The organism is Variovorax sp. TLI9-5A (genome assembly GCF_056867935.1).
This window is the reverse complement of the sequence record NZ_CP200310.1, coordinates 6719070-6738751: the sequence shown is the minus strand read 5'-3', so window position 1 is coordinate 6738751 and position 19682 is coordinate 6719070. Positions and strand designations below refer to the sequence as shown.

The 19682-nt window shown below is 67.4% G+C and carries 17 protein-coding genes and 1 pseudogene; 7 read left to right on the top strand and 11 right to left on the bottom strand.

From position 1 onward, the window contains the following. Positions 1-12: 12 nt before the first annotated feature. From AC1VNX_RS32040 to AC1VNX_RS32025, 4 genes are all read right to left on the bottom strand, one after another. On the bottom strand, positions 13-2229 hold the full coding sequence (locus AC1VNX_RS32040) for a TonB-dependent receptor (protein WP_483161547.1): 2217 nt from the start codon (positions 2227-2229) through the stop codon (positions 13-15). A gap of 113 nt (positions 2230-2342) precedes the next feature. Further along, the gene (locus tag AC1VNX_RS32035; protein ID WP_483161546.1) at positions 2343-3110 is read right to left on the bottom strand and encodes a class II glutamine amidotransferase; all 768 of its coding nucleotides are present in this window, start codon (positions 3108-3110) and stop codon (positions 2343-2345) included. A 53-nt stretch (positions 3111-3163) separates the two neighbouring features. Next, complete coding sequence (locus AC1VNX_RS32030) at positions 3164-4303, bottom strand: ABC transporter substrate-binding protein (RefSeq protein ID WP_483161545.1); 1140 nt, start codon at positions 4301-4303, stop codon at positions 3164-3166. A 73-nt stretch (positions 4304-4376) separates the two neighbouring features. Beyond that, complete coding sequence (locus AC1VNX_RS32025; RefSeq protein ID WP_483161544.1) at positions 4377-5864, bottom strand: DHA2 family efflux MFS transporter permease subunit; 1488 nt, start codon at positions 5862-5864, stop codon at positions 4377-4379. Positions 5865-6004: 140 nt separating this feature from the next. Between AC1VNX_RS32025 and AC1VNX_RS32020 the strand changes: the two genes are divergently transcribed. Continuing rightward, positions 6005-7321, top strand: coding sequence for a zinc-binding metallopeptidase family protein (locus AC1VNX_RS32020; RefSeq protein ID WP_483161543.1), 1317 nt, complete (start codon positions 6005-6007; stop codon positions 7319-7321). Here the strand turns inward: AC1VNX_RS32020 and AC1VNX_RS32015 are convergent. From AC1VNX_RS32015 to AC1VNX_RS32000, 4 genes are read right to left on the bottom strand one after another with little or no spacing between them, the layout of a single operon-like run. After that, entirely contained in the window at positions 7312-7554 is a 243-nt protein-coding gene (locus AC1VNX_RS32015; protein WP_483161542.1) for a cysteine-rich CWC family protein, read from the bottom strand. The genes AC1VNX_RS32020 and AC1VNX_RS32015 overlap by 10 nt on opposite strands. Beyond that, positions 7551-8807 (bottom strand): 6-phosphofructokinase, encoded by a 1257-nt coding sequence (locus AC1VNX_RS32010; protein ID WP_483161541.1) that lies wholly within the window; start codon positions 8805-8807, stop codon positions 7551-7553. Before AC1VNX_RS32010 ends, AC1VNX_RS32015 begins: the two co-directional genes overlap by 4 nt. A 57-nt stretch (positions 8808-8864) precedes the next feature. Then, positions 8865-9680: an enoyl-CoA hydratase-related protein gene (locus tag AC1VNX_RS32005; RefSeq protein ID WP_483161540.1), complete on the bottom strand. Its 816-nt coding sequence runs from the start codon at positions 9678-9680 to the stop codon at positions 8865-8867. A gap of 32 nt (positions 9681-9712) precedes the next feature. Continuing rightward, a complete protein-coding gene (locus AC1VNX_RS32000; protein WP_483161539.1) occupies positions 9713-10087 on the bottom strand; it encodes a DUF2917 domain-containing protein in 375 nt (124 codons plus the stop codon). 78 nt (positions 10088-10165) lie between these two features. Between AC1VNX_RS32000 and AC1VNX_RS31995 the strand changes: the two genes are divergently transcribed. After that, positions 10166-11107 (top strand): LysR substrate-binding domain-containing protein, encoded by a 942-nt coding sequence (locus AC1VNX_RS31995; RefSeq protein ID WP_483161538.1) that lies wholly within the window; start codon positions 10166-10168, stop codon positions 11105-11107. 9 nt (positions 11108-11116) lie between these two features. Here AC1VNX_RS31995 and AC1VNX_RS31990 read toward each other — a convergent pair whose 3' ends face one another. Next, on the bottom strand, positions 11117-11689 hold the full coding sequence (locus AC1VNX_RS31990; protein WP_483161537.1) for a fasciclin domain-containing protein: 573 nt from the start codon (positions 11687-11689) through the stop codon (positions 11117-11119). A 404-nt stretch (positions 11690-12093) separates the two neighbouring features. Here AC1VNX_RS31990 and AC1VNX_RS31985 point away from each other — a divergent pair, with 404 nt between their 5' ends. From AC1VNX_RS31985 to AC1VNX_RS31975, 3 genes are read left to right on the top strand one after another with little or no spacing between them, the layout of a single operon-like run. After that, on the top strand, positions 12094-12321 hold the full coding sequence (locus AC1VNX_RS31985; RefSeq protein WP_483161536.1) for a hypothetical protein: 228 nt from the start codon (positions 12094-12096) through the stop codon (positions 12319-12321). Then, a complete protein-coding gene (locus AC1VNX_RS31980; RefSeq protein WP_483161535.1) occupies positions 12314-13090 on the top strand; it encodes a hypothetical protein in 777 nt (258 codons plus the stop codon). Before AC1VNX_RS31985 ends, AC1VNX_RS31980 begins: the two co-directional genes overlap by 8 nt. 60 nt (positions 13091-13150) lie before the next feature. Continuing rightward, positions 13151-13588 carry an EamA family transporter gene (locus tag AC1VNX_RS31975; protein WP_483161534.1) on the top strand — a complete coding sequence of 146 codons (438 nt, stop codon included), beginning with the start codon at positions 13151-13153 and terminating at the stop codon, positions 13586-13588. On the opposite strand, the gene AC1VNX_RS31970 is transcribed toward AC1VNX_RS31975, so the two are convergent. Then, positions 13578-14894, bottom strand: a complete 1317-nt coding sequence (locus AC1VNX_RS31970; RefSeq protein ID WP_483161533.1) for an MFS transporter — start codon at positions 14892-14894, stop codon at positions 13578-13580. The genes AC1VNX_RS31975 and AC1VNX_RS31970 overlap by 11 nt on opposite strands. Positions 14895-15121: 227 nt before the next feature. On the opposite strand from AC1VNX_RS31970, the gene AC1VNX_RS31965 reads away from it, so the two are divergent. Next, on the top strand, positions 15122-16249 hold the full coding sequence (locus tag AC1VNX_RS31965; protein ID WP_483161532.1) for a PDDEXK nuclease domain-containing protein: 1128 nt from the start codon (positions 15122-15124) through the stop codon (positions 16247-16249). Between the two features lie 61 nt (positions 16250-16310). Here AC1VNX_RS31965 and AC1VNX_RS31960 read toward each other — a convergent pair whose 3' ends face one another. Continuing rightward, positions 16311-18485, bottom strand: coding sequence for a malate synthase G (locus AC1VNX_RS31960; RefSeq protein WP_483161531.1), 2175 nt, complete (start codon positions 18483-18485; stop codon positions 16311-16313). A 212-nt stretch (positions 18486-18697) separates the two neighbouring features. Between AC1VNX_RS31960 and hisC the strand changes: the two are divergent. Next, a pseudogene (gene hisC / locus AC1VNX_RS31955) lies at positions 18698-19681 on the top strand (histidinol-phosphate transaminase); the annotation flags it as partial. Position 19682 lies beyond the last annotated feature (1 nt).

Sequence of the window (19682 nt, the reverse complement as noted above, 5' to 3'; positions counted from 1 at the left end):
TGGCGGCTCAGGTCAGAAGTCGATCGTGCCGCTCACCGCGAAGGTGCGCGGCGCACCCAGCACCAGGTAGTTGCTGCCCTGCGTGCCGCCCACCGACGCCCAGTACGACTTGTTGAACAGGTTGTCGATGCGCGCGCGCAGCGTGAGCAGGCGGCCGTTGCCCAGGTCGACCAGGTAGCGCGCGCCCACGTCGAAGCGCGTCCACGACGGCACCGACTGCGTATTGGTGGCGTTGGCGTACTGCTTCGAGGTGTAGAGCACGCGGGCGTTCAGCGACAGGTTGCGCACGCCGGGGACGTCCCATTCGGCGCCGAGGTTGGCCTGCTGCCTGGCCACGCCGATGGCAGTGAGACCGTCGGTCGCGCCGCCTTGCGTGTTCTTCTGCTTGGCGTCGAGCAGCGTCAGGCCACCGAGTAAGCGCAGGCCCTTGGTGGGCTGGCCGAACACCGAGAACTCGAGGCCCTGGTTGCGTTGCTTGCCGTAGAGGCCGTAGGTCTGGCCCGAGTAGTAGTACGTGGGCTGGTCGGTGGTGAAGAAGGCGGCACTCGCGCCGAGCGTGCCGCCGTCGTACTTGACGCCGACTTCCTTCTGCTTGGCCTGGTAGGGCGCAAAGATTTCGCCAGCGTTGGTGACGGGACGGTTGTTCACCGTGGTGCCTGCGACGTTGCCCTTGACCAGGCCCTCGATGTAGTTGGCGTAGGCCGAGACGGTGGGCGTGATCTTGAACACGACGCCGGCCACCGGCGTGGTCTTGCTCTTGTCGTAAGTGCTCGTCTGCTTGAGCGTGGTGTAGGCGAAGCTGGTCTGCTCGATGGTCTGGCGACGCGCGCCGAGGGTGACGAGCAGGCGGTCGTCCATGAAGGACATGGTGTCGGCGATAGCCACGCTCGAGGTGTCGATCTTGTCGGTCAGGCGCGGATCTTCCAGCGTGTTGCCGGTGAAGGAATTGGCGACGGGGTACGGCGAAGCGTACGGCGCGTAGATGTTGTTGCGGACTGTGCCGCGCGAGATCGTGTAAGCGTTGTCGCGGTCGTTGCTGTACTTGGCCGCCGACACCACCACGGTGTGCTTCACCGGACCAGTGGCGAAGTTGCCGCGCACGCCGATCTCGGCCGTGCCGATGCGGTCCTTGCGGGTGTTGCTGAAGCGGGTGTTGCTGGTGTTGCCGAAGGCGTCGGCGAGCGTGGGGTTCGACAGCACGTTGTCTTCGTCGCTGCGGCGCACGCCGCCGGCGGCCCAGGCCGTGATGTTGTCGGTGATGTCGACCTCGCCGCGGAAGGTGGCGAACTTGTCCTTCTCCTTGGAATAGGTCCAGGGCTGGGCGAAGTTGGTGCGGGCGTCTGGCGCGCGGGGGATCGGCAGCGTGGACGAGGGCGTCAGGCTCGGGCGGCCGTCCTTCAGGTCGTAGTCCTGGTAGCCGAAGTCGGCCGACAGGCGTACGTTGCGGTTGTGCCAGTCGAGGCCGACGGCGAAGGCGCTGAGCTGCTGGCTCTCGTTCTTCACGCCCGTGCCGCCTTCGCGGCGTACCGCGTTCACGCGCACGCCCAGGCTGTCGTCGGGGCCGAAGCGGCGCGCCAGGTCGAGGTTGACGTAGCCCTGGCCGCCGCTCTGCACGCCGAAGCCGACGCGGGTGAGCGGCTCGTTGGGCGCGCGCTTGGGCAGCAGGTTGATCGCGCCGCCGATGCCGCTGCCGCCGGGAGCCGCGCCGTTCAGGAAGGTGTTGGCGCCGCGGAAGACTTCAACGCGCTCGAAGAATTCAGAGGCGATGTACTGGCGCGGCAGCATGCCGTACAGGCCGTTGTAGGCCACGTCGTCGGAATACACGGGGAAGCCGCGCACCACGTACAGCTCCTGGAAGTTGCCGAAGCCGCGGGCCTGGCGCACCGACGGATCGTTGAGCAGCACGTCGGCCACGCTCTTGGCCTGCTGGTCCTGGATCAGCTCGTTGGTGTAGTTGGTGCTGGAAAAGGGCGTGCTCATCATGTCCTGGTTGCCCAGGATGCCGACCCGCCCGCCGCGCGACACCTGCCCGCCGGCGTAGGGCTTGGTCAGGCCCTCGGCCGAGGCGTCGGCGCTGGCCTCGACGGTCACGGTGGACAGCGTGCCGCCGCTCGAAACCACCGGGGCCGCCGGCTGCGCTGCGTTGGTCTGGGCCAGGGCCGCTGTGGCATTGAGCGCGAACAGCGTTGCGACCACGGTCGGCCGAAGATGGAAGGAAGAAGCGGGCATGAACGGTCCAAATATGCAAATGAGAACCGTTATTGTTTACTCCCGTAAGCCCATCAGTCGATACTTTCTTGCGATGTTGCGAAAAAGTGTCAGCCAAAAGACTGACTCGGGCCTCAGCGCGCGACGTGCTGCCCGTCCACGAACACCTGCAGCTCGCCCGGGGCGAACTGGGTCCACGCCTCGTTGGTGGTCAGCGGCGCGGTCACGACCACGGCGACTCGGTCGTTGGGCGTGGTGTGCTGCGCGAAGTCGATTTCCAGGTCTTCGTCCGACAACTGCGCCGTCACGAAGGGATGGCGGCGCTCCACGTACCAGAGGTTGGTCGAGGCATGCGCCCACAGTGCCTGCCCGTTGGACAGCATGAAGTTGAAGGTGCCGTGGCTGGCCAGCTGCGGCGCCAGTTCGCGCAGCGTGAGCGTCAGCTCCTCGATGCTCGGCACGCCCGCATGCGACTTGGCCAGCTCCTGCATGATCCAGCAGAAGGCGTGCTCGCTGTCGGTGTTGCCCACCGGATGGAAGTTGCCGTGCAGGCGAGGGCGGAACTCCTTCAGGTCGCCGTTGTGGGCGAACACCCAGTAGCGCCCCCACAGCTCGCGCACGAAGGGGTGGCAGTTCTGCAGGTTGACTTCGCCCTGCGTCGCCTTGCGGATGTGCGCGATGACGTTGCGGCTCTGTATGGGGTAACGCCGGATCAGCTCCGCCACCGGCGATTCGCTCGCCGCCTGGTGATCGACGAAGTGCCGCAGCCCGCGATCCTCGAAGAACGCGATGCCCCAGCCGTCGGCATGGTGGTCGGTGCGGCCGCCGCGCTGCGCGAACCCCGTGAAGCTGAAGGTCACGTCGGTCGGCGTGTTGCAGTTCATTCCTAGCAATTGGCACATGGCGCTATTAGAGCGCGAGTGCCGGCCGGCCGTGCGGCGGATCCGCTCGCCGCTCAGCGCACGAAGCGGCCCTCGGGCGTGACGCGCACCATTTCTATGAAGCGCGAGCCGGTGGTGTTGCCGGTCGAGAAATCGATGTCCATGCCGGCCAGGCGGAACTTGAGCGCGCGCAGCGTCGCATGCAGGCGGGCGCGCGTCAGGTCGCGGCCGGCGCGCTTGAGTGCCTCGATCATCACCAGCCCGTTCAGGTAGCCCTCGAAGCTGCCGTAACCCACCGGTACCTGTGCCCGCTCCGCCAGCCGGCGATAGTCGCGCGTCACCGTCTCCACCTCGCCCCAGGGATAGGGCATGACTTGCGAGATCGCGAGGCCGCCCGCCTGCAGGGCCACCACCTTGGCCGTGACTTCGCCCGGCACGATCGACATGCCGTAGAACATCGGCTTGCTGCCGGCGGCGTAGGTGGCCTTGATCACCTCGCCGGCAACGGTGCCGGCCAGGTACATCAGGATGGCCTGCGACTGGCTGTCGGCCAGCGCCTTGCCGGCGGCGGCGGCGTCGGAGCCGTCGCCCTTGGCGACCACCTTGGCCGTCGGCACCAGCTTGTGGGGGACCATGGCCGCCTCGATCAGCTTGACCGCCTCGGCGCCGCCGGGGTTGTCGAGGTGAGCGATTGCGATCTTGTTCACACCGATGGTCGCCAAGTGCTCGACCAGGGCCTGCGCTTCACGGGCGTTGCTGGCACGCACGAAGTAAGCCGATCCCGCGACGCGTTCGCGCGCGCTGTCGCCCACGCCGTAGCCGCCCACGCTGGGCGCGCCGCTCTGCTGCAGCAGCTTGGCCGCGGCGGCCGTGGTGCCCGAGCCCACGCAGCCGAAGAAGGCGAACACGCGATGGTCGTTCAGCAGCTTGGTGTAGTTCTCTACCGCCTTGTCGGCCTTCAGCTCGTCGTCCAGCGCCACCATCTTGATCTTGCGCCCGTTCACGCCGCCCTGTTCGTTGACGGCATCGAACGCCAGCGCGGCACCGTTGTGCACGACCTTGATCTGCGATCCGAGCGGCCCGCTCAGCACGGCCGAACTGCCGAGCACGATTTCACTGTCGCTCACCCCCGCTTCGGCGGCTTGCGCGGAAGAGAGCCGAGCGAGCCCGGCGGCCGCCACGGCCGTCGAGGCGATAAAACTTCTGCGTTGCATGTAAGACCCATCCCAACTGATTTAACAAATTCTCACAATTAGAGACGATGGGTTCTTTCGTACTACTTGGTGCTTACCCTGACTGTGGCGGGCGGCGCAATTGCCACGCTGCGCAGATGGCCAGCGCGCAAAGGCCGGCGAGCATCGCGAAGACCTCGTCGAAGGCCGCCAGCCGCGCCGGGCTGCTCATCGGATTGGCCAGCGAATCACCATGCGCCGCCAGCCGCCACTCGAGCACGATGGCGCACAGGCTCACGCCGGCCGCGCCGCCCAGCATGCGCACGAAGTTGATGGCGCTCGCGCCCTGCGGGATCAGCGGCTTGGCCAGCGGCCGCATCGAGCCCAGGTTGAGCGAGGGCAGGATGAAGCCCAGCCCGATGCGCCCGATGATCGCGAAGGCCACCAGCAGCCACAGCGCGCTGTCGAGCCGCAGCACCATCATCAGCGCGAACGAGGCTGCCAGCAGCACGAGCCCGATCGTCACCAGCACCCAGGTCGGATGCTTGTCGGCCAGCCGGCCCACGCCGGCGATGGTCAGCGCCAGCACGATGCCCGCCGGCAGCAGGATGGTGCCCACATGCGATGCGGAAAGATGCAGCCCCACCTGCATGTACACCGGCAGCAGGTAGGTCGAGCCGAACAGCGCCGTGCCGTAGATGAAGGCGACCACGCTGCCCATCGCGAACTGCCGGTAGCGGAAGAGCGCGAGGTTCATCAGCGGCGTGCCGCCCGAGGCCGCGAGCCGTCGCTGCCACCACACGAAGACGCCGAAGGAGGCCAGCGCGCCCGCCAGCAGCAGCGCCGCCTGCAGCGGCGAATCGCCGCGCAGCGCCACCAGCCCGTTGAGCAGGCACAGCGTGCCGACAGTGCCCAGCGCCAGTCCGCGTGCGTCGAGCCCGTCGCCGCGCGTGGCCGCCACGCCGCCGGGCGCGGTCTTGGGCACGAACTTGTAGGCCAGCCAGAGCGACGCGAGGCAGAACGGCACCACCATGAAGAAGATCGAGCGCCAGCCGAACAGGTCGACCAGCACGCCGCCGATGCTCGGCCCCACAGCTGGGGCCAGCACCACGCCCATGCCGAAGATGCCGCTCGCGCGCCCCTGCTCGTGCGGCTCGAAGGCGCGCAGGATGATGATGGCCGGAATGGGCTGCACCACGCCCGCCGCCAGCCCCTCGGCCACGCGCGCGAAGAGCACCAGCGAGAAGTCGTTGGCCAGGCCGCCCACGATGCCGCCAACCAGCAGCAGAAGCATCGTGCCCACATAGGTGCGCCGGTAGCCGTAGCGCGACAGCAGCCACGGCGTGGTGAGCATCGACACCGTCATCGCCACCATGAAGCCCGAGCTCACCCACTGGGCGCGCTCCTGGCCAAGCGAGAAGTGGTGGCTCATGCCGGGAATGGCCACGTTGACGATGGTCGAGGACATGATCGACGCCATCGTTCCCACCATCACCGACAGCAGCAGGTACCAGCGGTAGCGTTCGCCATAGCGCTGGCGCATCGTGCCGATGGAGGGCGGGGCCGGCGTGCTCGCGGCTTCTTGGGGCTGTGGGGAGGTCATGGGGCGGCGGAATGTCTCGGGTCCGTCGTCCTACAAGCATATCGGGCTTTGCACGGCGGGGATCGCACGGGCGAGCCGCAAAATGCAGGCGCTGTCCCCTCCGCGTCAAGATCAAGAAGATGAATCAAGACAACAATGGCATGAACGCTTCATCCGACGAGCAAGCCAACGCCCGGCCGGTTGCTCCCGCCGAGCCGGAAGGCGCGTCCACGCTTGCAGCCGAGCTGGCCGCGCCCACCGTCAGCCGTGCCTACCGCTGTCAGTGCGAACGCCCCGTGTTCCTGCGCAACAGCGAATGCCTGGCCTGCCATACGCCGCTGGGCTACGTGATCGAGCGGCTCGGCGTGATGCCGCTCGCGCCCGCCGAAGGCGCAGGCGCGCAGCCCGACACCTTCACCGTGTTCGGCGATCCGCACGGCAAGACCTACCGCCGCTGCACGAACTTCATGACGCCGGCCGGCTGCAACTGGATGGTGCCCGCCGCGCGCGAAGGCGAACAACTGCCGCCCGACACGCATGGCCTCGCACCGGGCTACTGCCTGGCCTGCAGCGTCACGCGCACCATTCCCGATCTCTCGGTGGAAGGCAACGGCGAGCTGTGGCGCAAGCTCGAGGCCGCCAAGCGCAGGCTGATCTCGCAGCTGCTCGCGCTGGGCCTGCCGGTGGTGAGCCGCCATGCCGATGCCATTCACGGCCTGGCCTTCGACTTCCTGAGCAACACGCCGGGCGGCCCGCACGTGATGACCGGCCACCAGGACGGCGTGATCACCCTCAACGCCGAGGAGGCCGAGGACGCCGTGCGCGAGCGCATCCGCGCCGAGATGCGCGAGCCCTACCGCACGCTCCTGGGCCACTTCCGCCATGAGGTCGGCCACTACTACTGGGACCTGCTGGTGCAGCCCACGCAGTGGATCGACGACTTCCGCGCCCTCTTCGGCGACGAGCGCGCCGACTATGCCGCCGCGCTGCAGACGCACTACGAGCAGGGCCCGCCGCCCGACTGGGCCGACCGCTTCGTGAGCAGCTACGCGAGCACCCACCCGTGGGAAGACTGGGCCGAGACATGGGCCCACTACCTGCACATGGCCGACACGGCCGACACCGCGATGAGCTTCGGCGTGGACGCGAGCAACGTCGAGCTCGCGAGCGACCTGTTCACCCTCGACGATCTGTGGCAGCCGGAAGATCCCGATGCCGGCAAGTTCCTGGACTTCATCAACGGCTGGGTGCTGCTCACCAACGTGCTCAACGAACTGTCGCGCAGCATGGGCCAGCCCGATTACTACCCCTTCGTGCTGCCGCGCGTGGCGGTGGGCAAGCTGCAGTTCATCCACCGCGTGATCACGCAGCAGCGGCCGGGTGATGCGCCGACGATGGTGGTGGCTGGCGATGTGGCCGACCCTGCACCCGGGCAGGTGCAAGCACAGACGCAATCGCAAAGCTCCGGTCAGCCCTGAGGCGGCGACTCGCCCGTCGCGCAGCGCAAGCAGATGCATGCGAGTCCGCGCATCTCTTCCGGCAGGTTCGTGAGAGGCGCCTTGCTGAAGTCGACCTGCATGCACCAGCAGGGCGGCTGCGCCTGGCCTGTCTCGCGCTCGATCTCCATCGCGCAGCGGTTCGGCTCGCCGCACAGCGGGCAGCGCGTGGCGTCGATCAGGCCAGCTGGGGCCTCCACCGTGGTGGCCATCATGAAATCTCGAAAGGCGGCAGCTTCTTCGCGACGATGCCGTTGCGCAGCGTCGCGTACACCGGCAGGCCGCCGCTGTAGGCGGGGTAATCCTCGCCCTCGATCAGCGGCAGCAGGTAGCGGCGGCACTTCTCGGTGATGCCGTAGCCGTCGTCCGAGATGAAGTCGCGCGGCATCGGCTTCTCGACGTTGGCGACCGATTCGAGCGGCGCGCTGCCGAGGCGGTAGGTGTAGGGCGCGTCGGAGATGCGCTCGATGGTCGGCATCACCGCGTTGCGGCCCTCCAGCGCGAGCTCGACCGCGCGCTGTCCCAGTTCGTAGGCCTGCCGCACGTCGGTGGCCGATGCGATGTGGCGCGCGGCACGCTGCAGGTAGTCGGCCACGGCCCAGTGGAACTTGTGGCCCAGCGCTTCCTTGACCATCTGCGCCACCACCGGCGCGGCACCGCCGAGCTGCGCATGGCCGAAGGCGTCGCGCGTGCCCTGTTCGGCAAGGAATGTTCCGTCGGGGTGATGGCAGCCCTCGGACACCACCACCGAGCAGTAGCCGTGCTGCTTCACCAGCTCGTCGACGCGCGCGAGAAAGCGCGGCTTGTCGAACTCGATCTCGGGAAACAGCACCACCACCGGAATGCCCTGGTCAGCGGCGAGTCCGCCGGCCGCCGCGATCCAGCCCGCGTGCCGGCCCATCACCTCGAGCACGAACACCTTGGTGGAGGTGGCCGCCATCGAGCGCACGTCGAACGAAGCCTCGATGGTCGACACCGCCACGTACTTCGCGACCGAGCCGAAGCCCGGGCAGCAGTCGGTCAGCGGCAGGTCGTTGTCGATGGTCTTGGGCACGTGGATGGCCTGCAGCGCATAGCCCATCGACTGCGAGAGCTGGCTCACCTTGAAGCAGGTGTCGGCCGAATCGCCGCCGCCGTTGTAGAAGAAGTAGCCGATGCCGTGCGCCTTGAACACCTCGATCAGCCGCTCGTACTCGCGGCGGTTCTTTTCCAGCGACTTGAGCTTGTAGCGGCATGAGCCGAAGGCGCCCGAGGGCGTGGTGCGCAGCGCCGCGATGGCCCCGGCCGATTCGGCGCCGGTGTCGATCAGTTCCTCGGCCAGCGCGCCGATGATGCCGTTGCGCCCGGCGTAGAGCTTGCCGATGCGCTCGGGGTGCCGGCGCGCCGTCTCGATCACGCCGCACGCCGAGGCGTTGATGACCGAGGTGACGCCGCCCGACTGGGCGTAGAAGGCGTTGGGGATGGACATGCGCGGGATTGTCCTGCAGCCCTCCGGCGGGCGCCAGTACCGCGGCGTGTCGGGATGTCAGCGGCTCTCGAAGATTGGCGGGCGCTTCTGCAGGAAGGCGCTCACGCCCTCGCGGAAGCTGGGCCGGTCGATCAGCTCGCGCTGGCGCTCGCTCTCGTAGTGCAGCTGTTCCTTCAGCGTGTGGTGCTCCGAGGCCTCGAAGGCTTCGCGTGCTTCGAGCACCGCGTGCGCCGGCAGGCGGGCCAGGCGCTGCGCGATGCTCTTTGCCTCTTCGAGCAGCTGCTCGTCGTCCACGCAGGCCCAGATCAGACCCCACTGCACCGCGCGGCCCGCGCCCACGCGCTCGTCGAGCAATGCCATGCCCATGGCGCGCGCACGGCCCGCGCGGCGTGGAATGGCCCAGGTGCAGCCCAGGTCCGGCACGATGCCGAGCTTCGGCAAAAAGGGCAGGTAGAAGTAGGCGCTGCGCGCCGCGATGGTCACGTCGGCCGCGAGCGCCAGGCCCACGCCCGCGCCAGCAGCCGGGCCGTTCACCGCCGCGACCACCGGCACCGGCAGCGTGCGCAGCGTCTCGATCAGCGGGTTGCTCAGGCTCTGCATCCATTCGGCGGTCTGTGTGCCGAGCGACTTGCCCTCTTCGGGCGGCGCCATCGCGCTCAGGTCGGCGCCCACGCAGAAGGCCTTGCCGGCGCCGGTGAGAATCACGGCGCGCACCGACCGGTCGTCGCGGATGCGCTCCAGCGCGTCGCGCAATTCGATCTGCAGATCGCGCGCAATGGGGTTGAGCTTGGCGGGCAGGTTCAGCGTCAGCGTCGCGATGCCGTCGGCCTGCTCCTGGAGGATGAAGGGTTGTGCAGTGGTGTCGGAACTCATGGCATCGATGGTTCGATGCGCATGGGGACCGGTCAAGCCGGGGACAACCCGTGGAGGCGAAGTCGCCATGGCGACCATGCGCCGGCATCACGCGAACGCAGCGGCATCGCGGCCGGCTGCGCGTCGGACACGGTGATGCACGACGACTCCAGCGCCGACACCAGCACGCGCCGGTGGTCGGTGCTCTCGAAGCGTTCGCCGGGCTCCAGCACGATGTCGCGCGTGTCGCTGTCGATCGTCACCCACACCGAGCCGCTGCGGCATTCGATGCCCACGCCTGCGCCGTCGGGCACGGCGAAGACCGAGCGCTTCGGCAGGCTGACGTGGAAGCGGGAAGTGCTGGACGAGAAGGTCACGGCGGGAGAAGAAGACGAGGTGGCGGTCGAGGAGGCGGAAGAGGTGCTCATGGCAAGCTCCATTGCATTCACTATGCGAATGAATATAGTGAGCCGAAGCCCTCCTTGCACACGGTCATTCGGAACTCATTGCATGCGCCCAGAGAATGCGAAAGCCGCCAGCACGACCGGCGGCGAGCTTCCCCGCTCGAACTGCTGCGCAGCTTCGAGGCGGCCGCGCGCCGGCTGAGCTTCACGCTGGCGGCCGGCGAGCTGCACCTCACGCAGTCGGCCGTGAGCCGGCAGATCCAGCAGCTGGAAGCCAGCCTGGGCGTGCTGCTGTTCGAGCGGCGTCACCGCGCGCTGTCGCTCACCGAGGCCGGCGGCGTGCTGCAGCGCGCCGTCACCGACAGCCTGGAACGCCTGCGTGACGCCACGGCGCGGGTGCGCGCGAGCTCGGCGCCGCGCCAGGTGGCGATCACCACCACGCCGGGCTTCGCGTCGATCTGGCTCATTCCGAAGCTGGCGCGCTTCACCGGCAGCCATCCGCAGGTCGACGTGCGCGTGTCGGCCACGCTGGACGTGCTCGACCTGGAAAGCAGCCGCATCGACCTCGCGGTGCGCTTCGTGCCCATCGGCCGTGGCGCGGGGCCGGCGCTGTTCGAGGAGTCGGTGATTCCGCTGTGCTCGCCGCGGCTAGCGGCATCGCTGCGCGAGCTTTCCGATTTCTCGAAGCTCACACTGCTGACCGTGGAGTACCCGGACCACAGCGAGGCGCCCACCGCCGACTGGGAGCCCTGGCTCAAGGTGATGGGGCTGGAAGACCTGCGCATGAAGAGCACGCTGCGCTTCACGCAGTACGCCGATGCCGTGTCCGCCGCTGTGGCGGGGCAGGGCGTGGTGATCGGCCGGCTGCCGCTGCTGAGCGAACTGGTGCGCGATGGCCGGCTCGTGGCGCCGCTGGGCGAGGGCGCTGCCTCGCATCGCGGCTACTTCATCGAGATGTCCAGGCGCGCCGCGGGCAACCGCGACGCGCAGGACTTCGCGCAATGGCTGCGCGACGAGGCCGAGGCCGCGCAGCGCAGCGGATGACGCGGACGATCAGCCCGGCAGCAGCACCTTGTTCACGACGTGGATCACGCCGTTGGACTGGTAGACGTTGGCGATCGTCACCATCGCCGTGCCGCCCTTGGCATCGGTCACCATCACGTTGCCGCCGCTCATCGTCGCGGTGAGCGTGCCGCCGCTCGCGGTCTTCAGCATGGCCTTGCCGCCGCCTGCATTGATGGCGCTCATCAGCGCCGCGCCGTCGAGCTTGCCGGGCACCACGTGGTAGGTCAGCACCTTGGTCAGCGTGGGCTTGTTCTCGGGCTTGAGCAGCGTGTCGACAGTGCCGGCGGGCAGCGCGGCGAAGGCGGCGTTGGTGGGTGCGAACACGGTGAAGGGGCCGGGGCTCTTCAGCGTGCCGACGAGGTCCGCGGCCTTCACTGCGGCGACCAGCGTGGTGTGGTCCTTCGAGTTGACGGCGTTGTCGACGATGTCCTTCGTCGGATACATCGGCGCGCCGCCGACCATCGGGTTCGATGCGCCGCTGCCGCTGCCGCTCATGCCCATGCCGCCCGCGCAGGCTGCGAGAAGGACAGAGACACTGGCTGCGATCACGAGTTTCTTCATGGAAGTCTCCTGGAAAGATGGATGGTTCTCGAGGCTCTCTGTGGAAACCGCCAACAGCTCGGAGGCGCGATGCGCTTGCAACTGATACGTCGCCGGCGCGCGATTGGATTCGTTCGCCTCGTACGTAGGCTTTGCACCACACCAGGCAGGCGCGGCGCTTGCGCATCGAAGGCGCTGGCTACAGAATCCGCCCTTCGTTTTTCAGCAACAGTTTTTGCTCCCACCGCGCCCGGTGACGATCAACCTCCCGGGCGCCACACCAATCCAATGAACCGTTTCCTGAACACCTGACCCGCACACCGACCGCCCCGGCCGATGTGCATCCACGCATCCGCCGAGGCCTATCGACAAAGGCCCCGCGCAGCCATTCGCCGGGGCCTTTCTGTTTTTCGGAGTGTGTGCACATGAGTGCTCAACGAAGGGCTCGCGACGACGACAAGCGTCTGGGCCGGTTCTATTTTTCGGTGCCGAACGCGGCACCTCGCAATCCCGTGGTGGCCGCTCTGGCGCGCCGCGAAGCAAGCCAGAAGGCGGGGCGCCACCTGCGCACCCACAGCGCCGAGCGGCGCGCGCAGAAGGTGGCGTTGCAGAAGGCAGTGCGAGACTTCAGGGGGAGGGGCGACGATGCGTGACGACATGGACAAGGTCATCGTCGAGCGGCCCAGAACGGGTTGGCGCGTGCAGGGCGATGGGCGCAATTGGCGCAACAGCAACGAAGCGGGATCGCGCATCGGCATGAAGCGCGGCTACAAGCATCGGAAGTGGCTCAACGAAAACCTCGCGCCGCTCAAGCGCTGGCTGCACAAGCAGGTGCACCGGCCTTGGGACAAGGTGTATTCGGAGCTGTGCAGCGGCATCGATCGACGCAGCACCGTGCAGGCGCACATCTTCGAGCACATCGACAATTTCGTGGAGCGCAGGGCCGAGATGCGCGACGGCGAGGTGTGGGTGCGATCGCGCTGGTGGAGCGACGGCAGCCTCGCTCCGCTACGCCAGGCTTCGCAAGTCGAATTGTTTGTGCACCCAGCCACCGGCATCTTGCTGCCTAACCGTCATCTTTCTCTGGCACGCCAATGGGACCGAACCGAGCACGCGCAGCGAGTCGGCAAGCAGCAGGAGTCCTTCATCGTGATCGACGAACTCACGCAATGGCACCGCGTGGACGGCTACTGGTACGAGATCACGCTGGCGCCCACGCCGCCGATGACGGCGCCGGGTGTCTGGGACAAGCGTTTCGACGTTCTGCGACGCTGCTTCGTCAAGACCTCCTGTGCCTGGGGGCGGCCGGCTTTCGGCGTATCGAGCAACCAGGCCATGTATGGGCGACCCGACGTCTATGCCGCGACCAAGCGCCAACTCAGCCGCAAGGAGATCCGGGCACGGCTGGGCGAAGAGGCCTGACTCGGCGGCGTCCGATCGCGGATGATGGCGACTTCCTCGCCATCGACGAAAGCAGCCGCCATGAGCACCACCGCCTCCAACTGGTTCCTCTGGGCCGCCCTCTCGGCCGTCTTCGCCGCGCTGACGGCCATCCTCGCCAAGCTGGGCCTGGCCGGCGTCGATTCCGACATGGCGACGCTGGTGCGCACCGTGGTCATCTTCGCGGTGCTGCTGGTCTTCGTGAACGCCACCGGCAAGTGGACGAACCCGCTGCAGCTGTCGCCGCGCACCTGGCTCTTTCTCGTGCTCTCGGGGCTCGCGACGGGCGCGTCCTGGGTCTGCTACTTCCGTGCGCTCAAGGTGGGCGACGCCTCTCGCGTCGCGCCGGTCGACAAGCTCAGCGTGGTGCTGGTGGTGCTCTTCGCGGTGATGTTCCTCGGCGAGCGTCCTTCCGGCCGCGAGTGGGCCGGCGTGGCGATGATCGCGGGCGGCGTGCTGATGCTGGCGATCAAGCGCTGAGCTGCGCCGAGGCGGCCCGCGCCGGCGCGCGCGGCAGCAGGAAGAACGCCAGGTTGCCCGCGGCCAGCATACCCGCCACCGTGAGGAACACCGCGCGGAACGGCTCCACGCCGTTCGCCACGGCCCACGACGCGGCCACGCCGGTGGTCCACTGCATCAGCGAGACGCCGAGGAACATCGCCATGTTCATCAGCGCCATCGCGCGCCCCGTCATGGCTGCCGGGTAGGCGTTCTTGGTGTACGCGTACTGCAGCACGCTGTAGCCCGACAGTAGGCCGTAGATGATCGGCAGGCCTATGTCCACCAGAGGCGAATGCGTGAAAGCCATCGCGCCGAACATCAGCGCACCGGCGAAGGCGCATCCCATCATCCAGCGCGTGCGGCGCACGCCGCCCGGGTCCATGCGGCCGAAGAGCGTGGGGCTGATCATGCCGGCGACCGTCATCACCAGCGCGACGTTGCCGCTGGCCACCAGCGAGAGGCCGTGGCGGTCATGCAGCACCGGGCCGAGCCACAGCCCGCGCAGCGTGATGAAGGCGGCATACGACACGCAGGCGAAGCACAGCAAGCCCAGCGTGTGCGGCATTGCGAACAGCGGCAGCAGCTCGCGCACGGCCTTGCGCAGCGACTGGCGCTCCGTAGGCTCCGTGTTTGCGCGGTCCGCATGATCCCCGGCGCGCGCGGGCTCGCGCACACGCCAGAAGATGATCAGCCACGACAGCACCGCGAACGCGCCCAGCACCGCATAGCCCACGCGCCACGACGAAGCCTCGATCAGCAGCGCCAGCGGCGTGCCCGTGAAAAGGATGCCCATCCCGGCCAGGCTCATCACCAGCCCCGACATCGCGGTGAAGCGCGAGGCATCGAAGTGCCGCGCGATGAACACCGTGCAGGCCAGGAAGGCCGGCGCGCAGCCCACGCCGATCAGCGCCTGCCCCAGCAGCAGCGCATGGAAGTTCGGCGCCATCGCGCACAGCGCCGCACCCGCGATGGCCAGCGGAAAGGCCGTCAGCACCGTGCGGCGCACGCCGAACATGTCGATCGAAACGCCCATCGCGAGCTGCATGATCCCGAACATGAAGTGGAAGGTGCCCGCCCAGGTGCCCAGCTGCTGCGGCGTGAGCCCGAAGTGACTGGTGAGCGGCGTGGCCATCATGGCGCCGACGGTGCGGAAGGCCTGGCTCAGGGCGAAGGCGGTGGCCAGGGCCACGAGCATGGCGGCCGCGGAGGAGGAACGGGAAAGGCGTGAGCTTGGGCTGGAGTTGCCGGATTGCTCCGCGGGCTTGGGTGCCGCGTTCGGATTCATTGAGGGCGAGAGGCCAGGAGGGTTGGTGCGGTCATGATGCTAGTTGATCATCAGGTGCATGGTCACGGTGGCGACGCCCTGTTCGGGTTCGACCCGCGAAGGCGGCGCCCTCCATAATTTCCGCACAACCCTTCAGAGTCGCTGCATTGCCAACGCCTTCCACTACTTCCCGTACCCGTGCGGCCAAGCCGGAACCCAAGAAAACTGCCCGACCGCTTTTCAGCCGCGTGCGCGAGATCCTCGATGCCGCACGCGCCAGCGTGGTCCGCACGGTCAACACCACGCAGGTGGCTGCCAATTGGCTGACCGGGCGCGAGATCGTCGAGGAAGAGCAGCGAGGGAGGCGGCGCGCGGGCTATGGCGCCAAGCTGCTCGCCGATCTGTCGACGCGACTGACGGCCGAGTTCGGCCGCGGCTATTCCGCCGACAACCTCGAAGCGTTCAGGCAGTTCTATCTGGACTATCCGCAGCTGATTTCCGAGACGACGTATCGGAAATCGTCCGCAGCGTTGGCGCCGACTCTTCAGCCCAATTCCGAGACGGCGTCTCGGAAATCGGATGCCCCTGCAGGCTGGCGTCCGGGAACGCTGCACCCGTCACTTTCGTGGAGCCATTACCGTCAGCTCTTGCGCGCGGCGCGCCCGGAGGCGCGAGCCTTCTACGAGATCGAAGCCATCCGCAGCGCGTGGTCGGTGCGCGAATTGCAACGCCAGATGTCCAGCCTGCTGTATGACCGCCTGGCCAAGAGCAAGGACAAGAAGGGCCTGATGCGGCTGGCAACGCATGGCCAGGAGGTGATGCAGCCCCTCGATGTCTTGAAGGACCCGATGGTCATCGAATTCCTGGGCTTGCCGGAGTCGCCGAAGCTGGTCGAATCGAGGCTGGAGCAAGCGCTCATCGAGAACCTGCAGACCTTCCTTCTGGAGCTGGGCAAGGGCTTTGCATTCGTGTCGCGCCAGGAGCGCATCACCATCGACGGCGACCATTTCTACATCGACCTGGTCTTCTATCACACGGTGCTCAAGTGCTACGTGCTCATCGATCTCAAGGTCGGCAAGCTCACCCATGGCGACCTCGGCCAGATCCAGTTCTACGTGAACTACTACGACCGCGAGCGCCGCACTGAAGGCGACAACCCGACACTGGGCGTCATCCTCTGTCCGGACAAGAACGATGCCGTGGTGAAGTACACCCTGGGCGAGCAGCAGGAGCGCAACATCTTCACCAGCCGCTATCAGCTGCACCTGCCGACCGAGAAGGAGCTTGAACGCGAGCTGCGCCGCGAACTCCGCCAGCTGTCAATGGACGACGTGCCGCTCAAGGCGGCTGCCAGGAAGACCAAGCCGCGCGCATGAAAAAAACGACACCCGAAGGTGCCGTTTTTCTGGTGCTGAGGCCTTGCCTCCAGCGGGCCGATCAGGCCTCGCCCTTCACCTTCAACCGCCAAGCATGCAGCAGCGGCTCCGTATACCCGCTCGGCTGCTCGATGCCCTTGAACACAAGGTCCTGCGCCGCCTTGTAGGCCGCCGAGGTGGTGAAGTTGCCGGCCATCGGCTGGTACAGCGGGTCGCCGGCGTTCTGCTCGTCGACCACCTTGGCCATGCGCTGGAAGGTCTCGTCGACCTGGGCCTTGGTGACCACGCCGTGCAGCAGCCAGTTGGCGATGTGCTGGCTGGAGATGCGCAGGGTAGCGCGGTCTTCCATCAGGCCGACGTTGTGGATGTCGGGCACCTTGGAGCAGCCCACGCCCTGGTCGATCCAGCGCACCACGTAGCCGAGGATGCCCTGCACGTTGTTGTCGATCTCCTGCTGGCGCTCTTCGGCGCTCCACTTGGCTTCGGCCGCGATCGGCACCTGCAGCAGGGCATTGAGGATGTTGTCGCGCTCGGCGTCGGCGTCGATCTTCTCCAGCTCCTGCTGCACCGCGGTCACGCTGACCTGGTGGTAGTGCAGCGCGTGCAGCGTGGCGGCGGTGGGCGAGGGCACCCAGGCGGTGTTGGCGCCAGCCTTGGGGTGGCCGATCTTCTGCTCGAGCATGGCAGCCATCAGGTCGGGCATGGCCCACATGCCCTTGCCGATCTGCGCCTTGCCGCGCAGGCCGCATGACAGGCCGACCAGCACGTTGTTCTTTTCGTAGGCGCCGATCCACGCGCTGGACTTCATGTCGCCCTTGCGGATCATCGGGCCGCCCTGCATGGCGGTGTGCATCTCGTCGCCGGTGCGGTCGAGAAAACCGGTGTTGATGAAGGCCACGCGCGCGGCCGCTTCGGCGATGCAGGCCTTCAGGTTGACGCTGGTGCGGCGCTCCTCGTCCATGATGCCCAGCTTCACGGTGTTGGCGGGCAGGCCGAGCAGCTGCTCGACGCGGCCGAACAGCTCGCTGGCGAAAGCCACTTCGGCCGGGCCGTGCATCTTCGGCTTGACGATGTAGATGCTGCCGGTGCGCGAGTTGCCCTTGCGCTTCAGGTCGATGGTGGCGATGGTGGTGGTGACGACCGCGTCGAGGATGCCTTCCGGAATCTCCTTGCCGCCTTCGTACAGCACGGCCGGGTTGGTCATCAGGTGGCCCACGTTGCGCAGGAACATCAGCGAGCGGCCGTGCAGCTTCACTGGCTTGCCGTCGGCGCCGGTGTATTCGCGGTCGGCGTTCAGGCCGCGCGTGAAGGTCTTGCCGCCCTTGGCGACTTCTTCCGTGAGCGTGCCTTCGACGATGCCCAGCCAGTTCGAGTACGCCACCACCTTGTCGGCGGCATCGACCACGGCCACCGAGTCTTCCAGGTCGAGGATGGTGGAGAGCGCGGCTTCGAGCACCAGGTCGCTCACGCCGGCGGCGTCGCTCTTGCCGATGGGCGTGGAGCGGTCGATGCGGATGTCGAGGTGGATGCCGTTGTGCTTCAGCAGCACCGACGACGGCGCGGCGGCGTCGCCCTGGTAGCCGATGAACTGCGATGCATCGGCGAGGCCGGTGCTGCTGCTTTGCAGCGCGACGACGAGCTTGCCGTCCTTCACGCTGTAGCCGGTGGCGTTCTTGTGCGAGCCGTTGACCAACGGCGCGGCCTGGTCGAGCACGTTGCGCGCGAACTCGATGACCTTGGCGCCGCGCACCGGGTTGTAGCCCTTGCCTTTTTCAGCGCCGCCGGTCTCGGGAATGGCGTCGGTGCCGTAGAGCGCGTCGTACAGCGAGCCCCAGCGCGCGTTGGCGGCGTTGAGCGCATAGCGCGCATTGAGGATCGGCACCACCAGCTGCGGGCCGGCCTGCAGCGCGAGTTCGGAGTCGACGTTCGCGGTCGTGGCCTTCACGCCCTTGGGCTGGGGCAGCAGGTAGCCGATCTTCTCGAGGAAGGCGCGGTACGCCGGCATGTCGGCGATGGGGCCGGGGTTCTTCTTGTGCCAGGCGTCGAGCTCGCTCTGCAGGCGGTCGCGTTCGGCGAGCAGGGCGATGTTCTTCGGCGCGAGGTCGTGGACGATGGCGTCGAAGCCCTTCCAGAAGACGTCGCTGGCCACGCCGCTGGCGGGGAGGACCTTGTCCTCGATGAAGCGATGCAGCTCGGTCGCAACCTGGAGTCCGTGGGCGGTGGTGCGGGCGGTCATGGGGTTTCTCCTTGAGAAAAATGCAATCCTGGGACGAACTTTATTCGATACTTTGCTGGCGAGTAAGAGCCGCAAGCGGGATTTATCCGTGACAAAAATAGAGGTAATCGACGGGCTGCACCCAGGAGCGCAAAGGGTAGGCACTGATAAGAATGCCGAAAGCGCCGGATATATTTAACTTCTTAAATAAATCCGCCATTTCCAGCACGTCCGCTCCCATGATCCTCCTGGCCTCCAACGAAAACCCCCTGGGCATGCCCGACTCGGCCCGCCGCGCCGCCGCCGCCGCGCTCGAAGGCGCCGGCAACTACCCCGACAGCAATGGCACCGCGCTGAAGAACGCGCTGGCCGCCCGGCTCGACGTGCCGGCCGACTGGCTCACGCTGGGCAGCGGATCCAGCGAAATCCTCGAACTCGCGGCGCAGGTGAGTCTGAAGCCGGGCGAGGGCGTCGTCTATTCGCAGTACGGCTTCATCGTCTACGCGCAGGCCGCGGCGCACGCCCATGCGCACGCAACTGTCGTGCCCTCGCGCGGCTTCGGCCACGACCTCGATGCCATGCGCGCCGCCATCGACGAAGACACGAAGCTGGTGTTCGTCGCCAACCCGAACAACCCGACCGGCACCTTCATCGACGCCGCGCCGCTGCTGGCCTTCCTGCAGTCCGTGCCCGCGCACGTCACGGTACTGCTGGACGAGGCCTACACCGAATACCTCTCGCCCGCGCAGCGCTACAGCAGCATCGAATGGGTGCGGCGCCTGCCCAACCTGATCGTGGCGCGCACTTTCTCCAAGGCCTTCGGGCTGGCGGGGCTGCGCATCGGCTACGGCGTGTCGCAGCCGGCGCTCACGTCGCGCATGAACGCGCAGCGCCCGCGCTTCAACGTGACGACCCCGGCGCAGGCCGCCGCCGTGGCCGCGCTGGGCGACGCGGATTTCCTCGCACGCACCTACGAGCTCAATACCGCAGGCCGCGACCAGCTCGCGGCCGGCTTCAAGGAACTGGGCCTCGAACACGTTCCCTCGTCCGGCAACTTCCTGATGGTGCGGGTCGGCGACGCGCAGGCCGTGCACGCACGCCTGCTGGCCGCCGGCATCGAAGTCTCGCTGCTCGGACCCTACGGCCTGCCCGAGTGGCTGCGCGTCAGTGTCGGCCTGCCCGAGCAGAACCGCGCGGTGCTGGCCGCGCTGCGTTGAC